This is a genomic window from Paenibacillus sp. DMB5, from assembly GCF_001517085.1.
GTDB lineage: Bacteria > Bacillota > Bacilli > Paenibacillales > Paenibacillaceae > Paenibacillus_AQ.
The window spans coordinates 237,402-264,195 of record NZ_LRAC01000120.1 but is presented as its reverse complement, the minus strand read 5'-3'; the positions used below and the strand labels follow the sequence as shown (position 1 = coordinate 264,195).

20 protein-coding genes, 4 pseudogenes and 1 riboswitch are annotated in these 26,794 nt (G+C 50.8%); of the genes and pseudogenes, 16 read left to right on the top strand and 8 right to left on the bottom strand.

Translation table 11 applies throughout. The features are described from left to right. Positions 1-270: 270 nt before the first annotated feature. A pseudogene (locus AWJ19_RS13480) lies at positions 271-1,751 on the top strand (Lsa family ABC-F type ribosomal protection protein). On the opposite strand, the gene AWJ19_RS35820 reads toward AWJ19_RS13480, so the two are convergent. Beyond that, positions 1,738-1,956: a hypothetical protein gene (locus tag AWJ19_RS35820; protein WP_128083588.1), complete on the bottom strand. Its 219-nt coding sequence runs from the start codon at positions 1,954-1,956 to the stop codon at positions 1,738-1,740. The pseudogene AWJ19_RS13480 and the gene AWJ19_RS35820 overlap by 14 nt on opposite strands. Here AWJ19_RS35820 and AWJ19_RS13470 point away from each other — a divergent pair. Then, positions 1,942-3,224 (top strand): annotated as a pseudogene (locus AWJ19_RS13470) (cellulase-like family protein). The gene AWJ19_RS35820 and the pseudogene AWJ19_RS13470 overlap by 15 nt on opposite strands. Before the next feature lie 95 nt (positions 3,225-3,319). On the opposite strand, the gene AWJ19_RS13465 reads toward AWJ19_RS13470, so the two are convergent. After that, positions 3,320-4,366, bottom strand: coding sequence for an aromatic ring-hydroxylating dioxygenase subunit alpha (locus AWJ19_RS13465; protein ID WP_068724415.1), 1,047 nt, complete (start codon positions 4,364-4,366; stop codon positions 3,320-3,322). Positions 4,367-4,475: 109 nt separating this feature from the next. Beyond that, positions 4,476-4,578, bottom strand: a riboswitch (purine riboswitch). A gap of 239 nt (positions 4,579-4,817) precedes the next feature. Here AWJ19_RS13465 and AWJ19_RS13460 point away from each other — a divergent pair. The 8 genes from AWJ19_RS13460 to AWJ19_RS13430 all read left to right on the top strand — a co-directional run bounded on the left by AWJ19_RS13460 (position 4,818) and on the right by AWJ19_RS13430 (position 12,417). Next, the gene (locus AWJ19_RS13460; protein WP_068724413.1) at positions 4,818-7,073 is read left to right on the top strand and encodes a GNAT family N-acetyltransferase; all 2,256 of its coding nucleotides are present in this window, start codon (positions 4,818-4,820) and stop codon (positions 7,071-7,073) included. 1 nt (position 7,074) lies between these two features. Further along, on the top strand, positions 7,075-7,941 hold the full coding sequence (locus AWJ19_RS13455) for a hypothetical protein (RefSeq protein ID WP_068724411.1): 867 nt from the start codon (positions 7,075-7,077) through the stop codon (positions 7,939-7,941). Between the two features lie 26 nt (positions 7,942-7,967). Next, positions 7,968-8,837, top strand: a complete 870-nt coding sequence (locus tag AWJ19_RS13450) for an amidohydrolase family protein (protein WP_068724409.1) — start codon at positions 7,968-7,970, stop codon at positions 8,835-8,837. Between the two features lie 45 nt (positions 8,838-8,882). After that, a complete protein-coding gene (locus AWJ19_RS13445) occupies positions 8,883-10,013 on the top strand; it encodes an FAD-binding oxidoreductase (protein ID WP_068724408.1) in 1,131 nt (376 codons plus the stop codon). A 29-nt stretch (positions 10,014-10,042) separates the two neighbouring features. Then, positions 10,043-10,528: a nitroreductase gene (locus tag AWJ19_RS13440; RefSeq protein WP_068724406.1), complete on the top strand. Its 486-nt coding sequence runs from the start codon at positions 10,043-10,045 to the stop codon at positions 10,526-10,528. A gap of 128 nt (positions 10,529-10,656) precedes the next feature. Next, a complete protein-coding gene (locus AWJ19_RS13435; RefSeq protein WP_347231114.1) occupies positions 10,657-10,812 on the top strand; it encodes a DUF2188 domain-containing protein in 156 nt (51 codons plus the stop codon). Then, positions 10,809-10,886 carry a hypothetical protein gene (locus AWJ19_RS36595; protein ID WP_347231118.1) on the top strand — a complete coding sequence of 26 codons (78 nt, stop codon included), beginning with the start codon at positions 10,809-10,811 and terminating at the stop codon, positions 10,884-10,886. The genes AWJ19_RS13435 and AWJ19_RS36595 overlap by 4 nt, the downstream gene beginning before the upstream one ends. Positions 10,887-10,971: 85 nt before the next feature. Next, on the top strand, positions 10,972-12,417 hold the full coding sequence (locus AWJ19_RS13430) for an amino acid permease (RefSeq protein ID WP_068724404.1): 1,446 nt from the start codon (positions 10,972-10,974) through the stop codon (positions 12,415-12,417). Here AWJ19_RS13430 and AWJ19_RS13425 read toward each other — a convergent pair. The 5 genes and pseudogenes from AWJ19_RS13425 to AWJ19_RS13405 all read right to left on the bottom strand — a co-directional run bounded on the left by AWJ19_RS13425 (position 12,414) and on the right by AWJ19_RS13405 (position 18,660). Then, entirely contained in the window at positions 12,414-13,049 is a 636-nt protein-coding gene (locus AWJ19_RS13425) for a LysE family transporter (RefSeq protein ID WP_128083587.1), read from the bottom strand. The genes AWJ19_RS13430 and AWJ19_RS13425 overlap by 4 nt on opposite strands. Before the next feature lie 109 nt (positions 13,050-13,158). Further along, positions 13,159-14,820, bottom strand: a complete 1,662-nt coding sequence (locus AWJ19_RS13420; RefSeq protein WP_068724400.1) for a ribonuclease J — start codon at positions 14,818-14,820, stop codon at positions 13,159-13,161. A 133-nt stretch (positions 14,821-14,953) separates the two neighbouring features. Then, a complete protein-coding gene (locus tag AWJ19_RS13415; RefSeq protein ID WP_068724398.1) occupies positions 14,954-16,168 on the bottom strand; it encodes a Ger(x)C family spore germination protein in 1,215 nt (404 codons plus the stop codon). Then, positions 16,165-17,567, bottom strand: a pseudogene (locus tag AWJ19_RS13410) (spore germination protein). The gene AWJ19_RS13415 and the pseudogene AWJ19_RS13410 overlap by 4 nt, the downstream one beginning before the upstream one ends. Then, positions 17,560-18,660: a GerAB/ArcD/ProY family transporter gene (locus AWJ19_RS13405; protein ID WP_241781732.1), complete on the bottom strand. Its 1,101-nt coding sequence runs from the start codon at positions 18,658-18,660 to the stop codon at positions 17,560-17,562. The pseudogene AWJ19_RS13410 and the gene AWJ19_RS13405 overlap by 8 nt, the downstream one beginning before the upstream one ends. 319 nt (positions 18,661-18,979) lie before the next feature. On the opposite strand from AWJ19_RS13405, the gene AWJ19_RS13395 reads away from it, so the two are divergent. Beyond that, the gene (locus tag AWJ19_RS13395; protein WP_068724394.1) at positions 18,980-19,336 is read left to right on the top strand and encodes an MmcQ/YjbR family DNA-binding protein; all 357 of its coding nucleotides are present in this window, start codon (positions 18,980-18,982) and stop codon (positions 19,334-19,336) included. 125 nt (positions 19,337-19,461) lie between these two features. Beyond that, positions 19,462-20,558 (top strand): annotated as a pseudogene (locus AWJ19_RS13390) (PQQ-dependent sugar dehydrogenase). Between the two features lie 97 nt (positions 20,559-20,655). Here the strand turns inward: AWJ19_RS13390 and AWJ19_RS13385 are convergent. After that, the gene (locus AWJ19_RS13385) at positions 20,656-21,522 is read right to left on the bottom strand and encodes a MurR/RpiR family transcriptional regulator (RefSeq protein ID WP_068724392.1); all 867 of its coding nucleotides are present in this window, start codon (positions 21,520-21,522) and stop codon (positions 20,656-20,658) included. 146 nt (positions 21,523-21,668) lie between these two features. Here AWJ19_RS13385 and AWJ19_RS13380 point away from each other — a divergent pair, with 146 nt between their 5' ends. The 4 genes from AWJ19_RS13380 to AWJ19_RS36590 all read left to right on the top strand — a co-directional run bounded on the left by AWJ19_RS13380 (position 21,669) and on the right by AWJ19_RS36590 (position 26,739). Next, the gene (locus tag AWJ19_RS13380) at positions 21,669-22,688 is read left to right on the top strand and encodes a Gfo/Idh/MocA family oxidoreductase (protein WP_068724390.1); all 1,020 of its coding nucleotides are present in this window, start codon (positions 21,669-21,671) and stop codon (positions 22,686-22,688) included. Continuing rightward, on the top strand, positions 22,688-23,683 hold the full coding sequence (locus AWJ19_RS13375) for a Gfo/Idh/MocA family oxidoreductase (protein WP_068724389.1): 996 nt from the start codon (positions 22,688-22,690) through the stop codon (positions 23,681-23,683). The genes AWJ19_RS13380 and AWJ19_RS13375 overlap by 1 nt, the downstream gene beginning before the upstream one ends. 249 nt (positions 23,684-23,932) lie before the next feature. Then, positions 23,933-25,813, top strand: a complete 1,881-nt coding sequence (locus AWJ19_RS13370) for a glycoside hydrolase family 2 TIM barrel-domain containing protein (RefSeq protein ID WP_241781743.1) — start codon at positions 23,933-23,935, stop codon at positions 25,811-25,813. Next, positions 25,795-26,739 (top strand): hypothetical protein, encoded by a 945-nt coding sequence (locus AWJ19_RS36590; RefSeq protein ID WP_241781731.1) that lies wholly within the window; start codon positions 25,795-25,797, stop codon positions 26,737-26,739. The genes AWJ19_RS13370 and AWJ19_RS36590 overlap by 19 nt, the downstream gene beginning before the upstream one ends. Positions 26,740-26,794: the final 55 nt, after the last annotated feature.

The window sequence follows — 26,794 nt, the reverse complement described above, 5'->3', positions numbered from 1 at the left end:
TGTATAATAAACAAGACTATACTAATGACAGGAGCTGACAGGATAATGTAGGATTTCTTGCGCTTATATAAATCAATAAAACAGCTTTTCGCAGGGCCGCCTTGGCTTTGCGTGTTTTATGCTTTATGTGCAAGAAGGTTCTGCATCCTTTCACTCAGAATAATAGCCTGATCCGCCCCTTATACAAGGGTCCGGGTTTGCTGTATTTATTTGAGCTGCGGAGGCCTGCCTTCTTGCAGCTCATTTTATTTGGTACAGGGGGTTACTTGTATGTCATTAATCAATGTGTCGAATCTTACATTTGCCTACGACGGCAGCTACGATAATATATTTGAGAAAGCAAGCTTTCAGCTGGATACGGACTGGAAGCTGGGCTTTACAGGGAGGAACGGCCGGGGCAAGACAACCTTTCTGAATCTGCTGCTGGGCAAATATGAATACAGCGGAACCATTTCGGCAAAGGTTGGCTTTGAATATTTCCCGTTCAGGGTTGAGCATCCGGAATATCTAACCATGGATGTCCTGGAGGAGGTCTGTCCGGGTGCGGAGCAGTGGCAGTTCGTTCGTGAATTATCCCTGCTGAAGGTTGAAGCGGATGAGGTGCTCTACCGGCCGTTTGAGTCGTTGTCTAGCGGAGAGCAGACAAAGGTTCTGCTGGCAGCTTTATTTTTGAAGGAAGACCGCTTTCTGCTGATCGATGAACCTACCAATCATCTCGATATGGAGGCGAGGCAGCTCGTCAGCGAGTATCTCAACACTAAAAAGGGATTCATTCTGGTATCCCATGACCGTGCATTTCTGGATAACTGTGTTGATCATATCCTGTCAATCAATAAAACCGGAATCGATATTCAAAAGGGCAGCTTCTCCGAATGGTGGGAAAATAAACAGCGGCAGGATGCCTATGAGCTCGCGGAGAATGACAGGCTGAAAGCAGATATCCGGCGGTTGTCAGACGCTGCCAAGCGCACAAGTAACTGGTCGGATGAAGTGGAAAAGTCGAAAAACGGTACACGGAACTCCGGCTCCAAGCTTGACAAGGGTTATGTCGGACACAAGGCTGCCAAGATGATGAAGCGCTCCAAATCCATTGAGCAGCGGCAGCATAGTGCGATCGAAGACAAATCGAAGCTGCTGAAGAATATCGAGAGCTCAGACAGCCTGAAAATCACTGCTCTTCCGTATCACAAAAACCAGCTTGCTGAATTTGATCATATTTCAATCAAGTACGGGGAACGGACGGTGTGCAGTGACGTCAGCTTTGTTATCGGACAGGGGGAGCGGATCGCCATCTCGGGTAAAAACGGTTCGGGTAAGTCCAGTCTGCTCAAGCTGCTTACCGGTGAGGACATCAGCTATACCGGAACGCTGCGGACCGGAAGCCAGCTGAAAATATCCTATGTATCGCAGGACACCTCGTTTCTGCAAGGCAGCTTAACGGAATATGCCCGGGAACATGAGGTGGATGAAAGCCTGTTTAAGGCGATTTTGCGCAAGCTTGATTTTTCCAGGGTACAGTTTGAAAAGGATATGGCCTCCTTCAGCGGAGGGCAGAAGAAAAAAGTGCTGATTGCCCGGAGCTCAGTGAGCAGGCCCATTTGTATATCTGGGATGAGCCGCTGAATTTCATTGATATCCTTTCCCGCATGCAGATCGAGGAGCTGCTGCTTGAATCCGCCCCGACGCTGCTGTTTGTGGAGCATGACCGGGAGTTTTGCCGGAATATTGCCACCAAGACTATCGTGCTTTAAAAAATGGAAAGCCGCACACGCTGCGGCTTTTTTTGTTGCTTAACGATACTTCGCCTAATATAAGAATATCGTCCATCATTAACCGCTTATTATCAATTGCTGCTGCTGTATATTTCATGTACACTTCAGCTGAATGACCTTCGGGGCTGATTTCCCGCTGATCTATCTTGCTGAAGGAAAGGATCTTACTATGAACGATATACACAGCCTTCATCCTAACAAACTTACGATTACAATGTGGGATTTCTCCTGGTACACGATGACACTGCCGGGAGAACCTTACCATGATCTGGCTGCGCGGTTCGCGGAAGCGGTAGAGCGCGGTTACAATACGATTCGCATCTGCGCCATGCCGTTCCTGCTGTTTACCGCTGAAGGGCCGCGGCCGGTCCGCTGAAGTTCGGCAGCCTGGGCAAGGTCGGGCAGCGCACCAGATGGTACAATTGCATCGGCGGTGCCGAGCTCGACGGACATGCCCATCTGCTGGAGCTGTTCAGACAGGCTGAAGCGCATAACTGTTACATCATGCTGTCCTCCTGGGAATATCAGCAGAGCCCGAGCTTTCTGGCACATCCGCAGCTGCGCGACGAGCTGGCAGCCATTGCGCCTGAGGACCGGTTCATGGCGCTTGCCAAATCGATGAACCAGCTGATCCGTTACGTAAAAGAAGCCGGCTACGGTAAGCAGATTGTTTACGCGGAGCTGCACAACGAAGTAGAATTCGGTCAGCTGACAGCCGTTGGGGCAGCCCAGGGAGTGGCGTTCGAGAATGTGCCAGCCAACGTCAGAATTATGCAGCCGTATATTGAAGAAGCGGTTGCTTATCTGCGCGAACAGCATCCGGATACTCTGATGACAGCAAGCTATACCGTGAATGAAGAATATCCGAAAGCTTATGTCGCCCGCAATATGCAGGTAGGCCACTATCACCTGTATATCAAAGGCGTGCTGAATGAGCTGATGCACAATGCAGGAATTGATGATGACAATGTACCTTTCCCGGGAGAATTCGTTCAGTCTCTGCTAAGGGAGGATGCACCGCCTTTTGAGGAATGGAGCCTGCCTCCGGGCCAGGAATGGCGGATGGAAGGGAATCCGGTAGGCATGCGGCTAATCTACCTGCATGACTGGGCGGACCCGGACAAGTGGGATTTGTTCCTGTATGACAGATACGGGGCACATAAGATCGCGATGCTCCAGAAGGCCGACAAGTCCTTTGAAGAAATTCATGAATGGGCGGACCAGGCTGGTTTACCTATTGTTATCGGAGAAGGCTATGTCGGGTACACGCCGCTTCTGGCCGGCTTCGAGGAAGGACCTGTAGGCAAATTCATCGCCGAATACGCAATCCGTAAAGGAATGGCACTCGGCTTCTGGGGCATGACGCTGTGCTCCAACTGCGCGCCGCATCATCCGTTCTGGGACGATATTGCCTGGCAGCAAAAGTGGAACCGGTTTATACTGGAAAGTTAATATAACGGCAGTGAAGTTAAAGGGCGGCTGCGCATGTTCTGTTAAAGAAGAACATGTGCAGCCGCCCTTATCGTTTAAGAAAAGCAGATATGGTCTTATGAAGTATAATCGCGGCCGAGACCCAGTTCAGTCAGCAGCTGTCTATAGGCGATAGAGGTCCGGTCAGCCGGAATATGCGCCTCGGCGGTCAGATCCAGCGGCAGATCCTCCGGAGTCTGGGCTTCAACCATCTCCCGGTCCTCCGAGAATACCTGAAGATTGAATTTAATCGTATCTTCCACTGGTACAGATTTATCGAAATTCCGCGAGATCGGACAGAACAGCCGGGTATAACGGGCAGACACCGGAGAAGCGCAGTTCAGGATCATCAGCTTGCCGTCCTCCGGAAAATGAACCGTGAGCGATGCCGCAAATGGTGCGAATACCCGGAAGGCCCGCAGCCACATGAAGCCTTCCGGCGCCGGATTCTCCTGGCCTTTACCGTAGTTGCTGACCGTGCTCCAGTAATCGGCGAACAGCTCGTTGCCTTCCCGCCGGACCTTGTACTGCGGAACCTCCGTATTGTCGGGATCAGCAAACGAATCTGCATGTACGTAGGCAAAATGGGAAACATCGAGAAAGCCTTCCATCTGGCGGCCGGAAGAGCCGGCAATATCGAAGCTTGGCGGCAAAATATTAATAAAGTCCGGATCATCCCAGCCGCTGAATTCCGGAAGCTGCTCTTCCGTTCCTGCCAGTGAGGTCCAGATTAACCCGTAGCGTTCAACGGCAGGGTACATGATGAGCTTGAGCTTGGGGGAAATCTTGGCATTCGGGTGCGCCGGTACAGAGGTGCAGGCACCTTCGCAGTTATAACGGAAACCGTGATACGGACAGACGATTTCTTCATTTTCGACCCAGCCGAGACTGAGCGGGGCCCCGCGGTGGAAGCAAAGATCACGGGCGATCACAACCTTGCCGTGACTGCGGTAGCAGACCAGCTTAACATCCAGCAGCTTGACGGATACCGGTTTATCTTTGATTTCTTCTGCAATGGCAACCGGATACCAGTACTTAGACAGAACCTGCCAGTCACCCGGTGTAAAAGTACAGTCACGGGGAAGCTGCATCTGAAATTCGGCAAGCGCATTGTTTTTTGTCATGGTAGGTTCTCTCCTTTTGGTTGTAGGTTTTGGAAATGCAATAAACCCCAGGCTAAAGAGGCGCAGAGGGATGGAGGGCAGTATTCGGAAGTTCAAAATACAAGCCGCAACAGCTCATGCATCCTCTTGTAGCCTGGGGCAATTTACGGTTGCCTGGTCGAGACGCCCACTCCAATTAATGGGCTTATACAAGAATAATAATGTTATTTAATATGACATTTATCATATAATTAATACTAAATCATCAGACTTGTCTTTGTCAATGTTAAATTAAATGACACTTGGTGAATCGTTATGGAGTATTTTAAAAGGTAAATATTCATTATAAAAAAGACTCGCGCTTTCGCCTGATGATCTCTCTGATATATACTGGAAAAGGAATATACAAGATTATCCATTCCCTTGCCGGAAAGCAAGGAGTACACAGCCATTGAAGGAGGTACATTACTACATGCTGCAAGCCCCTGAAATTATGATCGAAGAATACGAACCCCGCAGGCACGCCAAATCTATCGCTGAAATGTGGAACAGAAGTTATGAAAGCTGGGGAGGAGACAATTCGTATCAGACGGAACAGAGTGTAATAGAGGAGCATCAGAACGGAACCCACCTCAAGCTGTTTCTTGCTGTTGCCGGCGGCGAGGTTATCGGATACTGCAGCTTTTCCCATTACAAGGAAGACACCGGGGCTTTATATATCCCTCTGCTGAATGTCCGGCCCGATTACCATGGCCGCAAGATCGGCAAGATGCTCATACTCCGCGCATTGGAGGAAACGATTAAACAGGGCTGGCCCCGTCTGGACCTGTATACATGGCCGGGCAACACTAAGGCGGTGCCGGCTTATAAGAAAAGCGGTTTTTTCTGGGAAAAGCGCGATGATACCACGCATCTGATGAACTTTATCCCGTCTGTTCTGCAGACCGGTGCGGTTAAGCCGTTCTTTGAACAGCTGGACTGGTATAGAGATAGTGTGCGGGAAATATCCGTTGCTCCGGATGGCCGTAAGGAAAACGGGTTTGATTATTTTACATATGCCTGGGAAAAAGACGGGCTTAAGCTGAAAATGGAATATGAACGCACGGGACGCGGGCTGCGGCTGATTGAAACCGAAGATTATCTGATTAAGGTCTCCATTCCGCTGCAGCATCAACTTCCCTTTGGAAGCAGCTATCCGGTAATCTATGAGGCTGTGAACAAAAGCGGCAAGCCGCTTACCCTGCAGATCAAGGGTGTCAGCAATCCGAATATCAGCTTTGAGCTGGAGGAGACAAGGACTGTTGAAGAAGCTGAGCGGGTTGAGGGGCAATTCCGGGTGCATCCGGTGGAAGAAGAGCAGAATGCGTATCAGACACACCCGGTTGTAGAAGCGGAACTGCTCATTAACGGACAGCCTGCAGTGTTCAAGCTTGGGATCGAGCCGAAATATCCGGTGAAACTCAGACTTACGCTGCCTGACCGTACTATGCTTTATAAAGGCGAATCCTTTGAGCTGGATATAACAGCCGAGAATGAATATGCTACGGAGTCATTGTTCAGCTTCAGTCTGCCGGAGGATGAGGTGCTGGCATTTGATCAGCCTGTTGTCCAGATCAAGGTTCCGGCAAAAGCCCGCAAGACTCTGACCGTATCCGCGCAGCTTAAGGAGTGCGGAATCTGGAATCAGAAGCTGGCCATTACTGCCCAAACCGGAAGTCTGGAAGCTGCCGTGATTGAGCAGGAGGTCAGCCTGGTATTTCCCGGAACGGAGGCTGCCTTCGGCGGCAAGACAGACAAGGGCTGGCTTATCAGCAGCGGACGTTATTCGGCACATTTGGACAGATCCAGTAACTCACTGGAGTTGTATGAAGACCGGCAAAAAGCGCTGGGGCTCATGTTTCCAAAGTTCGGCCTGCCTTATACTAACGAATTCAAAAAGTCGCCAGCGGAGCAGGTGACAACTTACCCGGATGGCGAAGCAATGGTGCTGGAAGCCCGTTATAAACTGGATTCCACTCGGGAAGGTCTGCTTTTAACGACGGTAATCAAGCTTCACAGGAACGGTATTATTGAACGGTATCACCAGCTTCATAACAAGTCGGGTGCAGATTTTACAGAACCGCTCCATCTCAAAGAAAGCTTTGGCTTTAGCCTGGAAGGTGCCGTCATTCCTTATTGCAGTCAATACATTGACCTGAATCAGGGCGTTCATGCCGCCAGCCCCGACTACTGGGATGTGCAGAAGCTGACGGAAAACTGGCTGTATGCAGATGACGGCAAAATGACCCGGGGCATTGCCTGGCCGGCTGACCGCACCTTAATAAGGGATCACTGGCTATATGCTGTGGAGCATCCGTTTAAAAACATTGCGGCTGGCAGAACTGTACAGACAAGTCCGCTACGGATCGCGCTGGGCACTTGGAGCAATTGGCAGGATTTCCGGTCCTTTGCGCTGCAACAGGGGTATTCCCGTTCCCGGAAACCGGATACATCCTCTCAGCTGAAGATTAGCTTGAACGGCGGGAATCCGTTTATCAGCGGGGCGTCTGAGCTGCAGCTGCGGGAGCAGAAAATGAGCTTCCTGGAAGGGGAAATTTCCTTATCTTCTGCATCTGGCAGTATTGTGCCGCAAAGCCGGGTGATTCGTGCCTCTGAGCATCTGGCTGAAACCAGTCTTCCGCTTCTTTCCGGCAGACAGGGGGAGCTGATATGCTGCAGCTGCAGTTGATATGGAAACCTATCATTCGGCTGAAAGCTTTCTGGTGATTCCGGTATCCGGGGATGAAGTGAAGCGGCAGGTGAGCCCTACAGAACAAGGTGAGATTCTTACCGCCGACAACGGCGTGCTGCAGATTAAGGCTGACAGCAGCTTCGCACCAGCTCTGTTTTCCCTGCAATATCAAGGCGAGGAATGGCTCGACTCGTCCTATCCGTTACCGCAGCCCAAGTCCTGGTGGAATCCGTGGACCGGAGGTATAATAGCCGGCCCTGAAGATATTTCGCTGCTCAGTCTGCTGGAGGAGCCGCGGGAAGCGTCCTTTGCCGAACTGGCTGATAATCAGGGTAACCGCTGGTCAGGCCTAAAGATCAGCATTGAAGTAACCCGTAACCGCAAAATGCGCGGGCTTGCCCTGCATCACTATTTCCTGCTGCTGCCGGGCTCACCGGTGCTTGCTTCTGTAGTCCAGATCATGCAGAATACAGGTGCACCGCTGCACCCGCTTAAGCTGCACACCTCTGCCTTTTACAAGACAGGAAGCCAGCTCAAGGACGGCAGAGGAACACTTAAGAACGCGAACGGAGAGCAGATCACCTACAAGGCCGGCAGAGTCCAGAATGAGACAATCAGCGCAGGCGGGATCATTCAATATCACTCGAGTGAGCGGAAGCAGCGACTGAGCTTAATGAGCAGTCCGGATCAGGCAGCGCCTGAGCTGATGGTTAATACTCATGTCATTTCTTCTTATGTGGCAGAGCAGCTGTACCTGAAAGACGGGGAGAGCCGGTTCAGCACACCGCAGTTTTATCTGCTCTCTGACCTGGATATTCCGGAAGAGGCCTTCCGGGACCTGTTAAACATTAAATTCAACCTGTAGATTCCAGGAAAGGACTTATCTTATCTATGAAAATCATCGATGCACATGTCCATTATTCCAATATTGAAGCCTTTCACGAGACGGCGCAGACGCTGGCAAATATTGATTATTCGGAAAAGGGGCTGCTCGAAGAATTCCGGCGCTCCGGTGTCATAGCAGGTGTGGGAATGGGCGTGACGGAGACACTGCCGGGAGCTTTTCCCGATTCTGAGGCCCTGAATCCGATGCGGCTTGATCTGGCGGATACACTGCCGGACAATCTGTACACCTGTGTGGGCATTAACCCGCTTACACTGCACCTGGCCGGACAGCTGGAAGCACTGGAGCAGTCTCTGCGTGAAGAGCATGTTGTAGGCATCAAGCTGTACGCAGGCTACTATCATTTCAATGTCGGCGACGAAATCTATGATCCTGTCTACAGGCTGGCTTCGCAATATAATATGCCCATCGTCATTCATGGAGGGCTTACCTATGCAGATAAAGGGCTGCTGAAATATTCCCACCCGCTGTCGATGGAGGAGACCTTCCTGAAGCACCGGGACCTCACCTTTATGCTCTGCCATCTTGGAGATCCCTGGGTAATGGATACCGCAGCCCTGCTGGAGAAAAATCCGAACCTGTACAGCGACCTGTCGGGCTGGATTGTCGGTGATTCTGCCAAGGTTAACAGGCTGTTGGGTGAGCAGACGTATACCGATCATTTCCGCCGCGCCATTGTTTTTGCCGAGAAGTATGAACGGCTGGTGTTCGGTACCGACTGGCCGCTTATTCCGCTGGACGCCTATATTACATTTGTGAAGCACCTCATTCCTGAAGTACACTGGGAAGATGTCTTCTACAAAAATGCGCTGCGGGTATTTCCCAAGCTGGAGCAGCTGATCAACAAACTGAAATAAATCCGGCAGTTGTATAGAAAGTCTGCCAGGGAGAGGAAAGTCATCATGAGAAAAGTCATCGTCATCGGTGCAGGAATTCTAGGCGCTTCAACGGCTTATCAGCTGGCGAAGCTGGGCGCAGAGGTGCTGATTATCGACCGTAAGGACCCGGGGCAGGCAACAGATGCTGCTGCCGGGATCATCTGCCCCTGGCTGTCGCAGCGGCGTAATCAGGCCTGGTACAGGCTGGCCAAAGCGGGAGCCCGCTTTTACCCCGGTTTGATCAGCGAGCTTGAGCAGGAGGGGGAGACCGAGACCGGGTATGCCCGGGTTGGTGCGCTTAGTGTCCATGTGGACACGGACAAACTCAAGCAGCAGGAAGAACGTGCAAGAAAGCGGCTGGAGGATGCGCCGGAGATTGGCGAATTAACCATGCTGACTGGGCAGCAGACACGTGAACAGGTTCCGCTGCTGGCTGAAGGCTATTATTCCCTGCAGGTCAGCGGTGCTGCGCGGGTCGATGGACGGGCGCTGCGAGATGCGCTGCTGCGGTCTGCCCGGCGCAGTGGAGCCCGGCTGCTAAATGGGGATGCGACGCTGCAATTTACCGGAAACCGTGTTAACGGAGCGGTGGCTGACGGGCAGATTTTCTCTGCAGATACAGTGATCATATGTGCCGGTGCGTGGGCAGGGCCGTTGTTGCTGCCGCTCGGTATCAGGCTTAAGGTGAGCTATCAGAAGGGCCAGATCATGCACCTGAAGATAGCGGATCAAGCGGATACAGGCTCCTGGCCCGTAGTTATTCCGCCTACGGATCAGTACCTCCTGTCCTTTGACGGGGGCAGGATCGTGATTGGAGCAACACACGAAAACGATATTGAAGGCTATGATACAAGCGTAACAGCCGCCGGGATACAGGAGGTCCTCAACAAAGGGCTGGAGCTGGCTCCCGGACTGGCAGACAGTTCAGTTCAAGAGGTACGGGTAGGCTTCCGGCCGTTTACCCCGGGTTTTCTCCCGGTAATCGGTGCAGTGCCGGGCTGGGAGGGACTGCTTGCTGCCAACGGGCTCGGAGCCTCAGGATTAACGATGGGGCCGTTTATCGGAAGCCAGCTGGCGAAGCTGGCACTGGGAATTAACCCGGACATAGAGCTCCTGGATTATGATCTTGGCAAAGCCATAGAGCAGCAGGGTTAATACAAACATCAAGGAGGGCGATTCAGCTAATGAGCATAATGGATATCATCAAAACGCGGAGAAGTGTTAAACAGTTCAAGCCGGATCCTGTCAGCGAAGCAGACCTGTTATCCTGGCTTGAGGCTGCGAGCTATGCGCCGAACCACCGGATGAATGAACCGTGGGAGATTGTAATCATCGGATCGGAAACAAGGGCAGAGCTGAAGCATAAGACGGACTTTGGCGGAGCGCCGGTTGTCCTTGTGCTATTATCCAAATCTGCAGCAACTCCGTTCGAGCGTGACGAGAACGTTATGGCGGTTTCCTGTTTTGCCCAGAATTTTCTTCTGGCCGCACATGAGGCAGGCGCGGGGGCCTATTGGGCCTCATTAGGTGCACTGCCTCATAACCGTCTTATTCTAGGTGTCCCGGAGGATTACGATGTAATCGGTGTTTTTGGTATCGGCTATCCGGAAGAAATCCCGCAGCTCAAGCAGAGAACGCCTGTAACTTCCAAGATCACTTACCGTCCATAAAAGATTAGCCGCGCAATAGCGCGGCTTTTGTATTGTTAAACGATACTATTCGAACTGCGCTGACGCTGATTGCCGGTAACCTTATACGGTTAATGATTGGCAGACTAATCAGCAAAGGAGGATTTCAAGTGGCAGATCAGCGCAAACACAACATTCATACTACACCGAATCCTGACGGAGGCTGGGATAATCAGACCGGCGGCGGGAAGCTCAGCCATCACCGCACCAAAGAGGAGGCCGAGCAGCCGGCCGTGAGGAAGCGAAGAAAGCCCGTACCGAGCTGAAGGTTCACAATAAAGACGGGAAGATTTCAGACTCGGTCAGCTACGGAAATGATCCTTATCCGCCCAAAGGATAATAATTGGTTTCATGAATATCCTCCTGAACGGGAACTCTAGAATGGAGTAGACGCTCAAATTCTAAAGAGAATGAGGACGGTATTCATGAATCAGGCTTCGGGTAAAGAGAAAACACAGGAAAAGAAACTGAAATGGTGGCAGTTAAGTTTGCTCGGGGTTGCCGGAACGATCGGCACAGGTTATTTTCTCGGCTCTGGACTGGCCATTTCTATTGGCGGTCCGGCCGTACTGCTCGTCTATTTACTGGCAGCTGCCGGTACATATGTGGTCTTTGATGCGCTGGCACAGATGACTGCCCAGCATCCTGAACAGGGCTCGTTCCGGTCCTATGCCAAAAAGGCTTTCGGAAGCTGGGCAGGATTCGGCAGCGGCTGGGTATACTGGTTCTCCGAGCTGCTGATTATGGGCAGCCAGCTTACGGCGCTGTCCATTTTCTCCCGGTTCTGGTTCCCGGCGGTGCCGATGTGGACGTTTGCAGCTGGGTATGCCGTGCTCAGTCTGATCATCGTCTTTTTCGGCAACAAGGGGTTTGACCGGGTGGAAAATGTGCTGGCTGTTATCAAAGTGTCTGCGATTCTGATGTTTCTGATACTGGCAGCGGCTTTTTTGGCCGGATGGATTGGAGGCGCCAAGTATACCCCTGACATGCCTAACGGCTTCAAGGGCTGGCTTCCTTCAGGAGGAATTGGCCTGTGGTCTGCTTTTATTTTTGCCTTCTATGCTTATGGCGGCATCGAAGTGCTGGGCATTATGGCAAACAGGCTGGAGAATCCGGAAGAAGCGCCCAAGGCCGGCAAGGTCATGCTGCTGTCGCTGGCAACGGTCTATGTACTATCCATCGGTCTCGCTGTCATTATGGTTCCGCTCAGTGCGTTTAATCCTAAAGAAAGTCCGTTTATGCTGGCATTGAGCAGCGACCGGCTGGCTTTCGTTCCCCATCTGTTCAACGGGGTGCTGATTATTGCCGGCTTCTCGACCATGACCGCATCACTGTATGCGATTACCTCCATGATGATTACCCTGGCCCAGGAAGGGGATGCCCCCCGGATGTTTGCAAAGAAGTGGAAGGACAAGTATCCGTTTCTTGCGCTCTGTCTGATTGCCGCCGGATTAACCGGAGCCATTATGATGTCACTGTGGCTGCCGGACAGGGTATACGAATACATCACGACCGCTGCCGGCCTCATGATCCTATATAACTGGTCATGGATTCTGCTGTCATCCGGAAAGCTGCTTAAATCCGGCAAGCTGAGCGGACTCAAGCGCTGGAGCGGACTTATTCTGATCGGAGCTGCGGTTACGGGTACTCTTTTCCATAAAGTAAGCCGCCCGGGATTCTTCATCAGCCTGCTGATTATTGCTCTGATCGCGCTAAGTGACTTTATTGTTCAGCGTGTGAAGCGCAAGCATGGGACAGCCTCAGCGGAACAGGAGCAGGAGCAGCAGGACACTGAAATTGCCGGGCACCAAACTCTCCCGGGCTCAGAATTCAGAATCAAGGGCATCCGGCTGCGCAAAAGCAAGGTTTAGTGAAGGAACAGCAGCCGGGCAGCCTGTACCCCGAAATACAGGCCGAAACCGATAAGCGACAGGCCTGACAAGACTGAAATAGCCTGCAGTACACGGGTGGTCAGCAGTCTGCGGAATACGCTTGAAGCGGCAGCCATCGAGAAATCCCACAGCAGGATGCCGAGTACAATCCCTCCGCTGTAAATGAGCAGCTGCTGCATCGGGAATTCGCTGGCTGCTTTGGCAAGCACAGAGCCGTAAATTCCGAGCCAGAAGAGGATGGACAAAGGGTTGAACAGGGACATAAGGAAGCCGGACAGGAAGGATCTGAACAGGGAGGTGTCACCGCCGCCTCTTAAACCGGCTGCTGAAATTTCCCTTGAGCTCCTGATACCGTCAATGCCCGTATAGACAAGGACAAAAAAACCGAACAGCCACAAAAAGGCTTTGACAAACGGTGCATCCAGCAGATGGATCATGCCGAAATAGACGAGCAGCATATAGATGATGTCAGCACTGACGGCACCGAGCCCGAGTGACCAGGCGTGAAGGAATCCCCCGCGCAGACCCTTGTCCAGCTGAGCTGCATTTATGGGTCCGATGGGTGCGGAAAGGGATAAACCCAGAAGCATGTACGAGACAAAAGAATGAATGTTGTTCTCCTCCTTTTTAGGGTAATAGCCAGTACTAGCCTATTCGCAAAAAGTGGGAGGTAGGACAACCAATTTGAAGGCCCGCGAAATTTCGCGGGCCTTCAGTATATTACACTTCAATGATAATCGGCAGGATCATTGGGCGGCGCTTGGTTTTCTCGTACAGAAATTTCCCGAGTGCTTCTTTGAGGGTCTGTTTGATGACATTCCACTGTCCCAGGTCAGCCTGGTTCAATTTCTCGAGGGTAGCTACGACAAGCTGATTAATCTCCTCGATCAGCTTATCCGAATTGCGGACGTAAATGAATCCGCGGGAAATGGTATCCGGTTCATTCAGCAGCCGTCCGTCTGACTGGCTTAGTGTGATCACTGTGATCAGAATACCGTCCGCAGATAATTGGCGGCGGTCCCGCAGAACCACGTTGCCGATGTCGCCGATGCCAAGCCCGTCAACATAGATTTGCCCGGCGGGTACGCGTCCAGATTGTCTGACAACGCCGCCTGCGGATTCGACCAGCTCGCCGTTTTTCAGCAGGAAGATCTTGTCCCCTTCAACCCCTACAGCCTCAGCCAGCAGGCGGTGATGATGGAGCATCCGGTATTCCCCGTGAATCGGAATGAAATATTCCGGTTTCATCAGTGTCAGCATCAGCTTCAGCTCCTCCTGGCTGCCATGGCCGGATACATGAAGCTCGCTTCGTGAACCATAGATGACTTTGGCGCCCAGAACGTACAGGTTATCAATAATCCGGGCTACATTGCGTTCATTGCCGGGAATCGGATTGGCTGCGAGCAGCACGGTGTCCCCGGCGCTGATCTCCATCTGCCGGTTGCTGGAATTCGCCAGACGGGACAACGCGGCCATCGGCTCACCCTGGCTGCCTGTGCACAGGACGGCAATCTCGTGCGGCGGCAGCTTGGCCGCTTCGGCAGGTTCGACCAGCATCCCTTCCGGCACATTCAAATACCCCAGCTCCTGGGATACGCCAACAACGTTCACCATGCTCCGGCCAAGCAGGGCAAGCTTGCGTCCGGTCAGGCTGGCGGCATCAACGATCTGCTGCAGGCGGTGGACATTGGAGGCGAAGGTGGAGATGAAGATTCTGCGGTCCGCTTTTTGAAAAGCTTCTTCAATGTGTGTACCCACCAGTCTCTCAGAGGGAGTGAACCCGGGCCGTTCGGCATTGGTGCTTTCAGAGAGCAGAAAACGGACGCCTTTTTTACCGATGTCGGCCATTTTATGTATGTCCGGATACTGTCTGTTGACAGGGGTCATATCAAACTTGAAATCGCCTGTATGCACAACGGTGCCTTCCGGTGTATCGAACACAACACCAAGGCAATCGGGAATACTGTGGTTGGTTCTGAAAAAGCTTACTTTAGTGCTGCCAAAGTCAAGAATAGACTCCGAATCTATACGGTGCAGGCTGGTCTGGCGGAGCAGTCCATGTTCTTTAAGCTTGCTTTCAATTAATCCCAGCGTGAGACTGGAGGCATACAGCGGAAGATTGAGCTGTTTCAGCAGATACGGAATTCCTCCGATATGATCCTCATGACCGTGGGTGACGATCAGTGCCTTCACTTTGTCGGGATGAGCCAGCAGATAGGAAATATCCGGTATGATCAGGTCAATACCCAGCAGACTTTCATCGGGGAACTTGGAGCCGCAGTCAACCACGATAATATCATCACCGTATTGAATAAAATACATATTTTTGCCGATCTCCGTTACGCCGCCCAGTGCCCCAATCCAAAGCCGGTTCTCTGGCATGTATACAGGCCTCCTTGAAGTAGTTTTACTATCTATTATGCATTGCAGAGGGGAAAACTATCCTAACTTACGCTGAAAAAAGAAAAGAAGGTATCCGCTACCCTGAGAATGATGCTCCAATGCTTTTGATATTTTATGGAGCAGCCGGTTCTCTTTGTAAGGATTTTGTCTTAAGTTCGGACCGGGCAATATGCACCTTAACTGATACATTTATATCTGCCTCGGAGAAAAACCGGTTCCAGTCTTTTTGAACCTTCATAAACTCACGGTTGTGATGGCGGTACAGGTATTCTCCGAATCCGAATACATCGACCTGATAATTCCGCTGGATCTTACCGATGACCTCCTTCATTTGTTCAGTGATATATTCAGCAGTCTTCTGTTCAAGTACCTCATATCCCTTAATCTTATCTATAGGGATGCTCGGGGGAATACCACCGATGTGCCCCTCTCCTTCAATCTGTACGCGGATTAACGCTTTTTTTTCTTTTAGTTCAACCTTAAGCCTGGTCTTGGAATGCTGATACCGGATCGAAGTAAAGGTGTCTTTATCTTCAAGCGGAACAGACAGCGATGTTACCTTTAATTGATTTCGAATCAGATTTACGATACGTGTATCGTATTCAGAGAGAAAACCGACCAGCTTATCATTCCTGAATATACCGGCCCCGGAAACCTTGACTATCGATTGGGGCACAGTTGATTTCAGACTGTCCATATTGCTGCTGTCAGAGGCGTTGCCTTGAACCGTCAGGGCTCCAAGCATTAGCTCTCTGCCATGGGCTAGTGTTGCCTGCGTAATATCAAACAGCCGGGTCTCCGGCACGCCTCCCCACGTGGACTGAAAATTTTCAATCTGGTTACGGATTTTGAGGCTGCCATATTCACCTCCGGGATTCAAGATTTGTAATACCTGTCCAGCTGGAACATCTTTGGTAATAAGGATCAGAACATCCTCACGGACATACCGGGATCTTCTTACTGCATCAAGAAGCTGATTCAGTCCTTTCCTGGCCATCTGTTCATCAATCAGGAGCACCCGAATATGGGAGAGCAGCAGCAGACGATCGAATTGATCATTCAGCCTGGCGACTGTATCTGCAAGAGTGTCTCCTTCAGATGTATATAATGTCGTGGGTGACATCCCTTTACCGCCCTCAATAGCCTGAGCTTCTGCTGCATTTAATACTTCAAAGGTCTGCTTCAGCCTGTGCTCCTTGCCCTGTTCTATAGCAACCCCGGTTAACAGGGAGGATCGGTTAATTTCAACCAGATCCCAGCATCCGGACAGAAGCACACATAAGGATGTGAATGCCGCGATACCAGACGTAATCCGCAGTTTTCTCATAGGGAACGTCTCCTTAAAGCCGCTGGAGATGACAGGTAAGGCACACCAAACAGCTGAATGCGCGAAAGATGAATCATTAAAAATGCACATCCCAAAATTACCCCGTAAAGCCCGAAAATGGAGCCTGCGGCAATCAAAGCATAACGGAAAAGCCGGATGTTTGCGCCAAAAGTATAGAAGGGAGCCACATAACTGGAAATCACGGTCAATGCGACAACAATAACGGTTATGTTGGAGACAATCCCGGCTTGCACGGATGCCTCACCCAGAACGAGCGCACCGGCTATGGCAATGGACTGTCCAACTATGCGAGGCATTCTTGTACTGGCTTCCCTGAGAATTTCAAACGTAATTTCCATGATCAGAATCTCGATTACTGAAGGAAATGGAATGCCTTCCCGCTGACCTGCAATACTTGTAAGCAGGATGGTTGGGATAAGCTCCTGATGATAGCTGATAACGGCAACGTACAGGGAAGGGACACATAGAGAGAAGAGAAATGCGATGTACCGGATAAAGCGGGAGAATACGCCAAATACCGCCCATTGATATTTATCCTCAGGGGATTCAAAAAAATCAGCAAAAATCGCCGGTGCCACAAGGATGAACGGACTTCCGTCCACAATTACAGCTACTCTGCCAGCCAGAAGATTCGAACAAACAGTATCGGGTTTTTCACTGCTGAGCATTGCCGGAAACATGAGAAACTGATCACGCGGCTGAAGCTTCTTTTCTATAGCACTAGAATCAAACAGGCTTTCCAGTTCAATCGCCTGCAGCTGATTTCTCAGCTGTTCAAGCACATCCGTATATACTGTGCCTTCCAGATAGCACAAGTAAATAGCTGTCCGTGTACCGTTGCCCTTTTCATATCGTTCAAAATGCAGCCGCTCGTTCATAATCGCCGGCGGATAAGGCTTATATTGGTTGCTGCCGATTCTGTAAAACCATCCTTTGGACCCTGGATTACATTTTGACTGGTTGGTTCGGTAATGCTTCTTTGCTCCAAAGCTTTAACATCAATAAGAAGTGCTTTGTTCACTCCCGTAATGAATAGCGCAGCATATCCCTGACTGATCAGCTTTGGTATCTCCGGCAGATGATCTTCCATGCGTGTAGTCATACCGGCGAATACCTGTGAACGCAGAATATCAGGAAGAGCCTCAGCCATGGTATCCGGCATTAGCCGGTTAAGAAGTGTGACAGGCTTGATAATGTTGTCCATCATATAGCTTGAATTTGTCAGAGTAGACAGGTAACACAGCAGGGCTTCGGTACCGTAAATTTCCTGTGATACGGCTGCCAGATCATCGCTGTTGCCAAAAACGTCCACAAGCCAGCTCTTAAGATCAGCGAGGCTGGTGTACTTCCAAAGGCTATCTGAGGCTGTATCAGTCATGAAGTTTCCCCTTTCTTTTACGGAGCATGATTAATAGGGCAGTAGCAGCCGGAATGGCACATTGTGCAGGGATATGGAGACAAAAGATAACAATATTCAATCCTTCGCTTATATGCTCTGCGCTGTTCTGAGTAACCAGAAGGGATAGCGCTCCGATGAGTAAGGACAGGGGAAGCAGTACCTTTTGTTTTGAACTCTTGAAGACATATCCGGCGCCCTTAACCGCAGCTGCCAGGAAAATTGCGCACTTCAGCAAAACGCCAAAAATAATAATTAACGCCACCAGTGCATCCATCCGGGTGATAAAGTTATAGATATTTATCATTCTTGCAGCGTCCAGCAACGGAAAGGAAGAGAATTTGATATTCTCCTTGCCTAAGGTGGCCGTCTGTAAAACATCAGCCGCAATGAGGAGCACTCCGGCGCTCAGCAGTGCTGCCAGACCGGTCCGGCGGAATTCAGGCTTTTGTCCCATAGCCGGGAAAAAGACAAGAAATACAATCATTTCACCGTATGGAAACCATATTGTATTTTCCAGTACTGTACTTGCTATTTTCCGGAAGTCTCCCGTAAATAAAGGCAGCAGGCGTTCCAAGTCAACCGAATGGCTGAGAATGAGGAGTATGCCTAAGGCAGTGAAGAACAGAATGATCAGAGCTGCAATAAGGACGGATAACCGCCCAAGCACAGCCAGACTCCCGGCCGAGGCATAAGCCACCAGTATGACAAACGGAATTACAAGCAGATCCTCTGGAGTGGAGCGTAAAAGGGAAGTCATTACCAGCTCAATCATGTCACGAAGGTTTCTCGCAGCAATATAAATGAAATACACTGTATAACTGAGAACCAAAGCCTTACCTGCGGCTTTTCCCCAGGCTTTTTCCAGCAGAGCGTAATAGCTTATATTTCTGCCTGTACCTATCAAACCTGTATACAAGATAAATAGAAAGCTGGCGAAGAAAAGTGTTACAATTTCCACCAGCCAGGTGTCAGGAACGAGCTGAGGAGTGCCGAATAGGATTGAAGTGCCCAGCAGATAGACCAATATAAGGCAGTAGGTATGACCAGGAGAAACTTTTGAATGGATCGCCACTTAGTTCCGCCTCCTGCTCTGCCTGTTTCTGATATCGCTCCACAGGGACAGGGCGATGGCAGCTCCCATTAATACCAAAGGTATATCTGTAAGATTTCGGCTGAACAAAAGGGAAAATGCATTAAGAAAAGTTTCGTGATACACTAAGGAGTCTAAAAACGCGAGCAATATCAGGCTGAGAATTGAAATAACAATGACAGCTGCACAAGCCATAAACAACCTCCCTGCGGGTAGAGCATTTTGATCATTTATACTGCGCATGGGAAGTGAATTTTATGCAAAACAGGGATTTTATTAATAAAGCAGGAGAGGTGCCGGGATGAAAAACAGTATTATTGAGTATTGCCTGGGCAAGCACGGGGCGGTCAAGGAATATCCCTTTGGTCCGGAACCGGAGGTTTTTAAGGTGGGCGGTAAAATGTTCGCGTTTCTTTATGAGGGAACGGAGGAAGCATGCCGGATCAATCTGAAATGCGACCCTGTCATTGCCGGGAACCTGCGTGAACAGCTCGAGGCTGTCAAGCCGGGCTATCATATGAACAAAAAGCACTGGAATACCGTTATCGTCGACGGTTCCTTATCACTTGCTGAGATCTATGACATGATCGACCATTCCTATAGTCTCGTTGTCGCCAAGCTTCCCAGAAGCCAGCGTGACAAACTGCACGAACAATAGAATGCCGGCAGCACTGCAATGGTCCTTGAGTTAGGGCTCATGCATTCGTTTATAAATACATATACAGTCAGCAGACAGGAGGAAGCCCACAAACTGGAGAGCTGAGGTGCATTGTATTGAAAAAAATGTGTTTGTTATCGTTGCTGACCGCCTTTATAACCGCCGGTTGCTCGTCCGCAGCAGTTGAACCGCAACTGTCACTGCCGTCAGCGCAGGAGAATCCGGTTCAGGAATCGCCTTCGGTTTCAGTATCTGAACCGGAGGGTCTTGCCGCTAATCTTGAAGTTCCCTGGTCAATCACCAAATCCGGCGCTGTCTTGTATATAACAGAACGGACAGGAGGCATCGTGAAAATCGACAACGGGATTGCGGTTAAGCAGCGGGTTGAGCTGAAGAAGAAGCTGGCGGACGCTTCTGAGGCCGGTCTCCTGGGACTTGCGCTTGATCCGGATTTTGCCGGATCGGGACTGGCGTATGCCTATTACACCTATACTGACAGTTCAGGACAGTTCAACCGGATTGTTACGCTTAGACACGACAACGGAATCTGGAAAGAGGAAGCGCTGCTGCTGGATAAGCTTCCAAGCGGCTCTGTCCATCACGGGGGAAGGCTTGCCCTCGGACCCGACGGCAAGCTGTATGCCACAGCAGGTGATGCCGGTGAAGCGGAGATTGCCCAGGACCGCGGAAATCCGGGCGGCAAAATTCTGCGGCTGAACTTGATGGGTCAGTGCCGGAGGATAATCCATTTGCAGATTCCTATGTCTACAGCTACGGTCACAGGAATGCCCAGGGGCTGGCCTGGACGGATGACGGTGTATTGTATGCAAGTGAGCATGGCAACCGCAGCCATGATGAGATTAATGAAATTGAACCGGGCCTGAACTATGGCTGGCCGGTTATCGAAGGGGAAGAACAAAGGAATGGTATGGTGACGCCGTTATTCACATCAGGCAGTGATACGACCTGGGCACCGTCCGGCATGGCTTATGCTGATGGCAGGCTGTATGCAGCGGCTTTACGGGGCAGTGCCATACTGGCATTTGATCTGGAAACTGGCGGGGAACGGAAAGTTGTAACCGGATATGGCCGGGTCCGTGATGTGCTGATTGCAGATGGCATGCTTTATTTCGTCAGCAATAATACTGACGGGCGGGGTAGTCCTCAGGAGGAGGATGACAAGCTTTACCGCGTCTCCCTGTCCGCATTGGATGAGGGTTAAGTGTTACCCGGCTTGCCTAAGGCTGAGTATCTGTAATACAGAAACAGCAGCCGCTAAGCTGCTGTTTTCTTTGATAGCGCAGATGCCGGGGATCGTGCTACTGACCGTCCATTAGCTCATTGATGTAAAGGCTGTTTAGGGACTGCTCGGCAGACTCTTTGTTATGCTTGTAGGATATCTTATAGATACAGGAAAAGATTACATTCAGCACATATTCAAACGCCATCTGCGAGGAGAAGGTTCCAATTTTGGCATGCTTGACTTCGTCATCAGGTACACAGATACAATGCGTACTAAGCTGTGCCAGTTCACTGTTACCAGCAGCGGTAATTGTAATAACAGGGACCCCCTGCTGCCTGAGGTGGCGGGCTGCCTTTAAATAAACCGGTGAATTCCCGTGGTATGTAACAAAGACTGCGCAGTCCTCCGGCGTCAGATTAACGGTATGGTATGCCCATTCATGCAGTTCTGTTGCAATTACGGCATATTTGTTGATTTTGATCAGCTTGTTCTGAAAGCTCCTGGCCCGGATCTGGGAATCCCCCAAGGCATACATAAAGATTCTTTTCGCCTGATCCAGCATACCCGCTGTCTGTGCAAGGACTTCATCGTCCAGATAGGAATAAGCCCTGCTGACCGTTTCTTTCATTAGTCCGGCTATTTCCCCTGCTACCTGGAGCGCGGTTTCCCCATAGCCAAACGGATAATTCGGATCGACACTGGAGGGGATCTGGGTTTGCTGCTGAAATTCGCGGGCAAGCTGGAGAGTGAACTCCTTAAACCCCGATAAACCGAGCTTACGGGTCAGCCTGTTGATTGCCGAGTGGGACGTATAGGTAGCTTTGGCAAGCTCCTGTATGTTAAGCTGCAGCATATTTTCCCTGTGGCGCAGGATATAGGCTGCGATGCTCTGCTCGTTAGTTGTAAAATGGGGCATTTCTGATAATTGCCGCAGCAGCTTCAATGCTTTTCACCTCGATAAACATTTTGTTCAATCATGAAGGGGGCATGGTACATTGATTTGGTCGTTTGTACCGTTTTGCCTCCAGATTCTTTACGCCTGAATAAGTTCCTTTATAATAAACGAAAAAGACCACAGGGGGAATGCACATGCTGACAATCGCTTATATCGGAAACGGCAAAAGCACCAACCGCTATCACCTGCCGTTTGCCCTGAACCGGGACTGCCTGAAGGTAAAAACCATTTATGCCCGCAATCCGCACAAAGCAGAATGGGACAAGCTTCCCGGCGTTCTGTATACAGATGATATCCAAGCAGTAATGAACGATGCCGAGATCCAGCTGGTCGTGATATGCACACATATTGATTCGCATTATTCGTATGCCAAGCTGGCGCTTGACCACGGCAAACATGTGCTGGTAGAGAAGCCTTTTATGATGAGCGCGGAGGAGGCAAAATCGATCTTTGAGTATGCCCGGGAAAAGAAGCTGATTATCCAGTGTTACCAGAACAGACGCTATGATTCAGACTTCCTCACCACGAGAGCGGTAATCGAATCGGGCAAGCTTGGCGAGCTGCTGGAGGTTGAGATGAATTATGACTATTACCGGCCGGAGACTCCGAATTCGGTTAAGCAGTTTTCCCGGTATAGCAGCTACCTGTTCGGACATGGCGTTCATACCATTGACCAGGTGATCTCTTATTTCGGAACGCCGGACCGGGTGCATTATGATGTGCGGCAGCTGCTCGGGCCAGGCAGGATGAATGATTATTTTGATCTGGACTTTTATTATTCCACGCTTAAGGTATCGGTCAAATCGAGCTTTTTCCGTCTGAAGGCACGTCCGAGCTTTGTGGTCTACGGTAAAAAAGGGGTATTCGTCAAGCATTCGATAGACCGCCAGGAAGAGCACCTCAAATTATTTTACCTGCCGCAGGGACATGCCGATTTCGGGGTGGATACGCCTGAACATTACGGGACGCTGACTTATCTGGATGATGAGGGCAACTACCATGAAGAAAAGGTTGTTTCCGCCAGAGGGGATTATGCCCGGGTCTATGACGACATCTATGAGGCGATTGTGAACGGCCGGGAAAAAACAATCAGGGATGATGAAACGGTTGCCGTCATGGAAATTATGGAACGCGGGATCGAGGGGTGCAGCTGATGAAGCTCGGAATTGCCGGAGCGGGGAATATTGTCCTGGACCTGCTCAGCTTTGTGCAGGATATACCGGGGGTTGCTATACAGGCGATCTGTTCCAAGTCCGAACATCAGGAGAAGCTGCTTTTGCTGCAAAAGAAACACAGGATTCCGCAGATTTACCACAGCTATGAAGCGATGCTGGCGGATACGGATGTCGATACAGTCTACATCGGACTTCCGAATCATCTGCACTTCACATACGCCAAGGAGGCATTGCTGGGAGGCAAACACGTGATCTGCGAGAAGCCGTTCACCTCGAATCTGGAAGAATTCCTTGAGCTGCAGCAATTAGCCCTTCAGAACAGGCTGGTTCTGGCCGAGGCCATTTCCAATCAGTATCTTAACAATTACCTGCTGCTGAAGGAGCACTTGCCCAAGCTGGGCAAACTCAAAATCGTAGAATGCAATTACTCCCAATATTCGTCCAGGTACGATGCCTTTTTGGCCGGAGAGGTGCTGCCTGCCTTTAATCCGGAGCTGTCCGGAGGGGCACTGATGGATATCAATATTTATAATATCCATTTTGCAGTCGGCTGTTTCGGGAGTCCGGAGAAGGTGCTCTATCATGCTAATATGGACCGCGGCATTGATACCTCCGGCATCCTGCTGCTTGACTACGGTGAATTCAAATGCGTCTGTATCGGGGCCAAAGACAGCACCGGGCAGAATGGAGTGAACATTCAAGGGACCCGTGGATATATCCATATGTCCGGGCCCGCTAACGGGATTGACAGCTTCGAATATGTACAGGGCAAACAGCCGTCCGTGACTATAGACCGGAAGAATCATCCTCACCGGATGTATGATGAATTCAAGGCTTTTGAAAGGATTATCCGTGAAGGAGACCTGGATACAGTGAACAAGATGCTGGAGCATAGCGGCCGGGTTATGCAGATCGTTGAACAGGCGAAGCAATCGGCCGGCCTGGTGTTTGGTGCTGACCGGCGTGGTGCGTAGTCCGCTATATCTTGTGATTTTAAATGAGATATTAAGGCAAGAACTAAATGAAAAACATTTGCCTATAAGCCGTACGGATCACCGTACGGCTTATTAGCAATCTTCTGCATCTGTTATTGTTGTTATTATAAATATTATATAAATTGATAACATGTAAATATAGGACTATAATTAATGCAGGACTATACTATTCATCATTTATATTAAATTAGCAGAAATATTCGATTGGGAGTGGGATTCTTGCAGACAATGATCAAGCTGGAAGGCGAATGGAAGCTGCAGCTGGATGGAGACAAAAAGGGGCTTGTATTGCCTTACACTGATACTATCCAATTACCGGGCACGACCTCTTACGCCCGAAAAGGACCCAAGAACGAGGAGGTTCTGATCAGCGCGCTGACTGATGAATATTTGTTCGAAGGACAAGCCTGGTATTCCAGAGAGATTGAAATTCCTGAGGAACTGGCCGGTTTGTCATGCCGGTTATATCTGGAGCGCACACGGATGACAACGCTTTATATTGACGGGAAGGAAATCGGCAGCCGGGACAGCCTGAACACTGCACATGTGTACGATTTGGGCCGCCTGCCGGCAGGGAGCCATACCGTTACGGTCTGTGTCAGCAACACCGGATACCCTACCAAAGGCGGACATATGACCTCTCCGGATACCCAGACGAACTGGAATGGCATCACCGGCCGGATGGAGCTGCAGTTCTTCGCTGAATCGTATTTGAGCGGAATCCGGCTTACTCCGGATGTAGCAACCCGTTCGCTCCGCATCTCAGCCAAGCTTGAAGGCAGTGCAGAAGGGGTGCTGACCGTATCCGCTGCAAGCTTCAACGGAGATGCTGTGAATGCAGCCGGACATGTGGCGGCTGCACAGACGTATGTGCTCACACCGGGGGATTTTGACGTAGAATACAGCCTTGGCCCTGACGCGCTGCTGTGGAGTGAATTCGCACCCAATCTGTACAATGTGAGCCTGGCTCTCAGTACCGGGGAAGGCGTTGCGGCAGACCGCAATGAGCTGGTCTTCGGCTTGCGTGAGTTCAAGGCGGACGGCGATAAATTTGCCATTAACGGACAGAAGACCTTTCTGCGCGGCAAGCATGACGGACTGATCTTTCCGCTGACCGGATATGCGCCGACCGATGTGGAAGAATGGGTCAGAATTCTCGGCATTTCCAAATCCTACGGCATTAACCACTACCGGTTCCACACCTGCTGTCCGCCGGAGGCGGCTTTTACAGCAGCAGATTTGCTGGGCATCTATATGGAACCGGAACTGCCCTTCTGGGGTACCGTCACTGAACCGTCAGACGATAACCATAATCAGGCGGAGCAGGATTATCTGGTGAGCGAAGGTTATGCCATTCTGCAGGCTTTCGGCAACCATCCGTCCTTTGTTATGATGTCGCTCGGCAATGAGCTGTGGGGCAGCAGAGCCAAAATAGATTCCATTCTGAAGGAATACAAGGAATTTGACAGCAGACCGCTTTATACACAGGGCTCCAATAATCACCAGTGGGTGCCGGAAATTCTGGAGCACGAGGACTTTTTCTGCGGGGTACGGTTCTCCAGAAGCCGGCTGTTCAGAGGCTCTTATGCAATGTGTGATGCGCCGCTGGGCCATGTTCAGACTGCTGTGCCGGGAACGCTGAAGGATTACGACGACCAGTTCGTACCTCCTGCAATGGCAACGGGTGCGGACGTAGGAACTGGAACCGGAGGAGAAATTCAGATCCAGTACGGCACCGAAGCCAAAACCGTACAGGCTGATGATGCGTCCGGAGAATGGATTCCGCACATCCCGGTCATCTCGCATGAGATCGGCCAATATGCGACCTACCCTGATTTTGAGGAAATTGCCAAATACAGCGGACCGCTCAAAGCCAAAAATTTCGAGGTCTTCCGTGAACGCCTGGAAAAGAACGGCCTCGGCCATCTTGCCGCCAAATACTTTGCAGCTTCCGGCAAGCTTGCGGCTGCCTGCTACAAGGAAGAGCTGGAGGCTGCTTCCGGACCAAGCGGCTTGCCGGGTTCCAGCTGCTGGATCTTCAGGATTTCAGCGGTCAGGGCACCGCACTGGTTGGCGTTTTGGATGCTTTTATGGACTCCAAAGGCATGATTACACCGGAGGAATGGCGCACCTTCTGTAATGATGCAGTGCTGCTCGCGCGTTTCCCGAAATATAACTACGTTTCCGGGGAACCGTTCCAGGCAGACATTGAGCTCAGCTGGTTCCGCAGCAGCACTCCGGATACGCTTGAGCTCAGCTGGTCCTTGACCGCTGAAAGCGGAACACTAAGCGAAGGAACAGCGGCAGCAGAGATTCCGGCAGGTGCTAATTATTTTGAACTATACCAGCTTAAGCTCGACCTTCCGGATGTTAAGGCAATGACCTCCATTAAGCTGAGTCTGCAGATCACCGGCACGGATATCCGCAAGAGCTATGATCTTTGGATCTATCCTGAACTAAGCAGCACCGGACTTGAAGAAGTGCATGTTTACCATGAGCTTGATGATGAAGCACGGGCGCTGCTGGAGCAGGGGGCAGACATCCTGCTGATGCCGGATCCGGATTCGCTGAAGAATGCGGTTCAAGGCTTTTATAGCACCGATTTCTGGTGTTATCCGATGTTCCGTTCTATCTCCGAGAGTATGAACCGTCCTGTGCCGGTCGGCACGATGGGGCTGCTGATTGACAATGCTCATCCTGCGCTCGGGGGCTTCCCGAGTGAAGAGCACTCCACTTATCCTTGGTGGAACATTATCGAACATTCAAAATCACTCATTCTGGATGGTACGGATCACAGCTGGAGTCCGATTGTCCAGACCATCGACAACTTCGAGCGTAATCACAAGCTGGGCTTCCTGCTGGAATGCCGTGTTGGTGAAAGCAGGCTGCTGATTTGTCCGCTGAATGCAGCTAAGGCTGCTGAGACTCCGGAGGGCAGACAATTCCTGTCCAGTCTTACCAGCTATATGCGCTCTGAGGCATTTAATCCGGAGGCAGAGGTAACCATTGACGAGCTGCAGCGGATTATTCAATAAGCGTCCTAAGCTTCCTCAGAGGCAGGTCCGAAAAGGTGTTGTAGTCCGCTCTCAT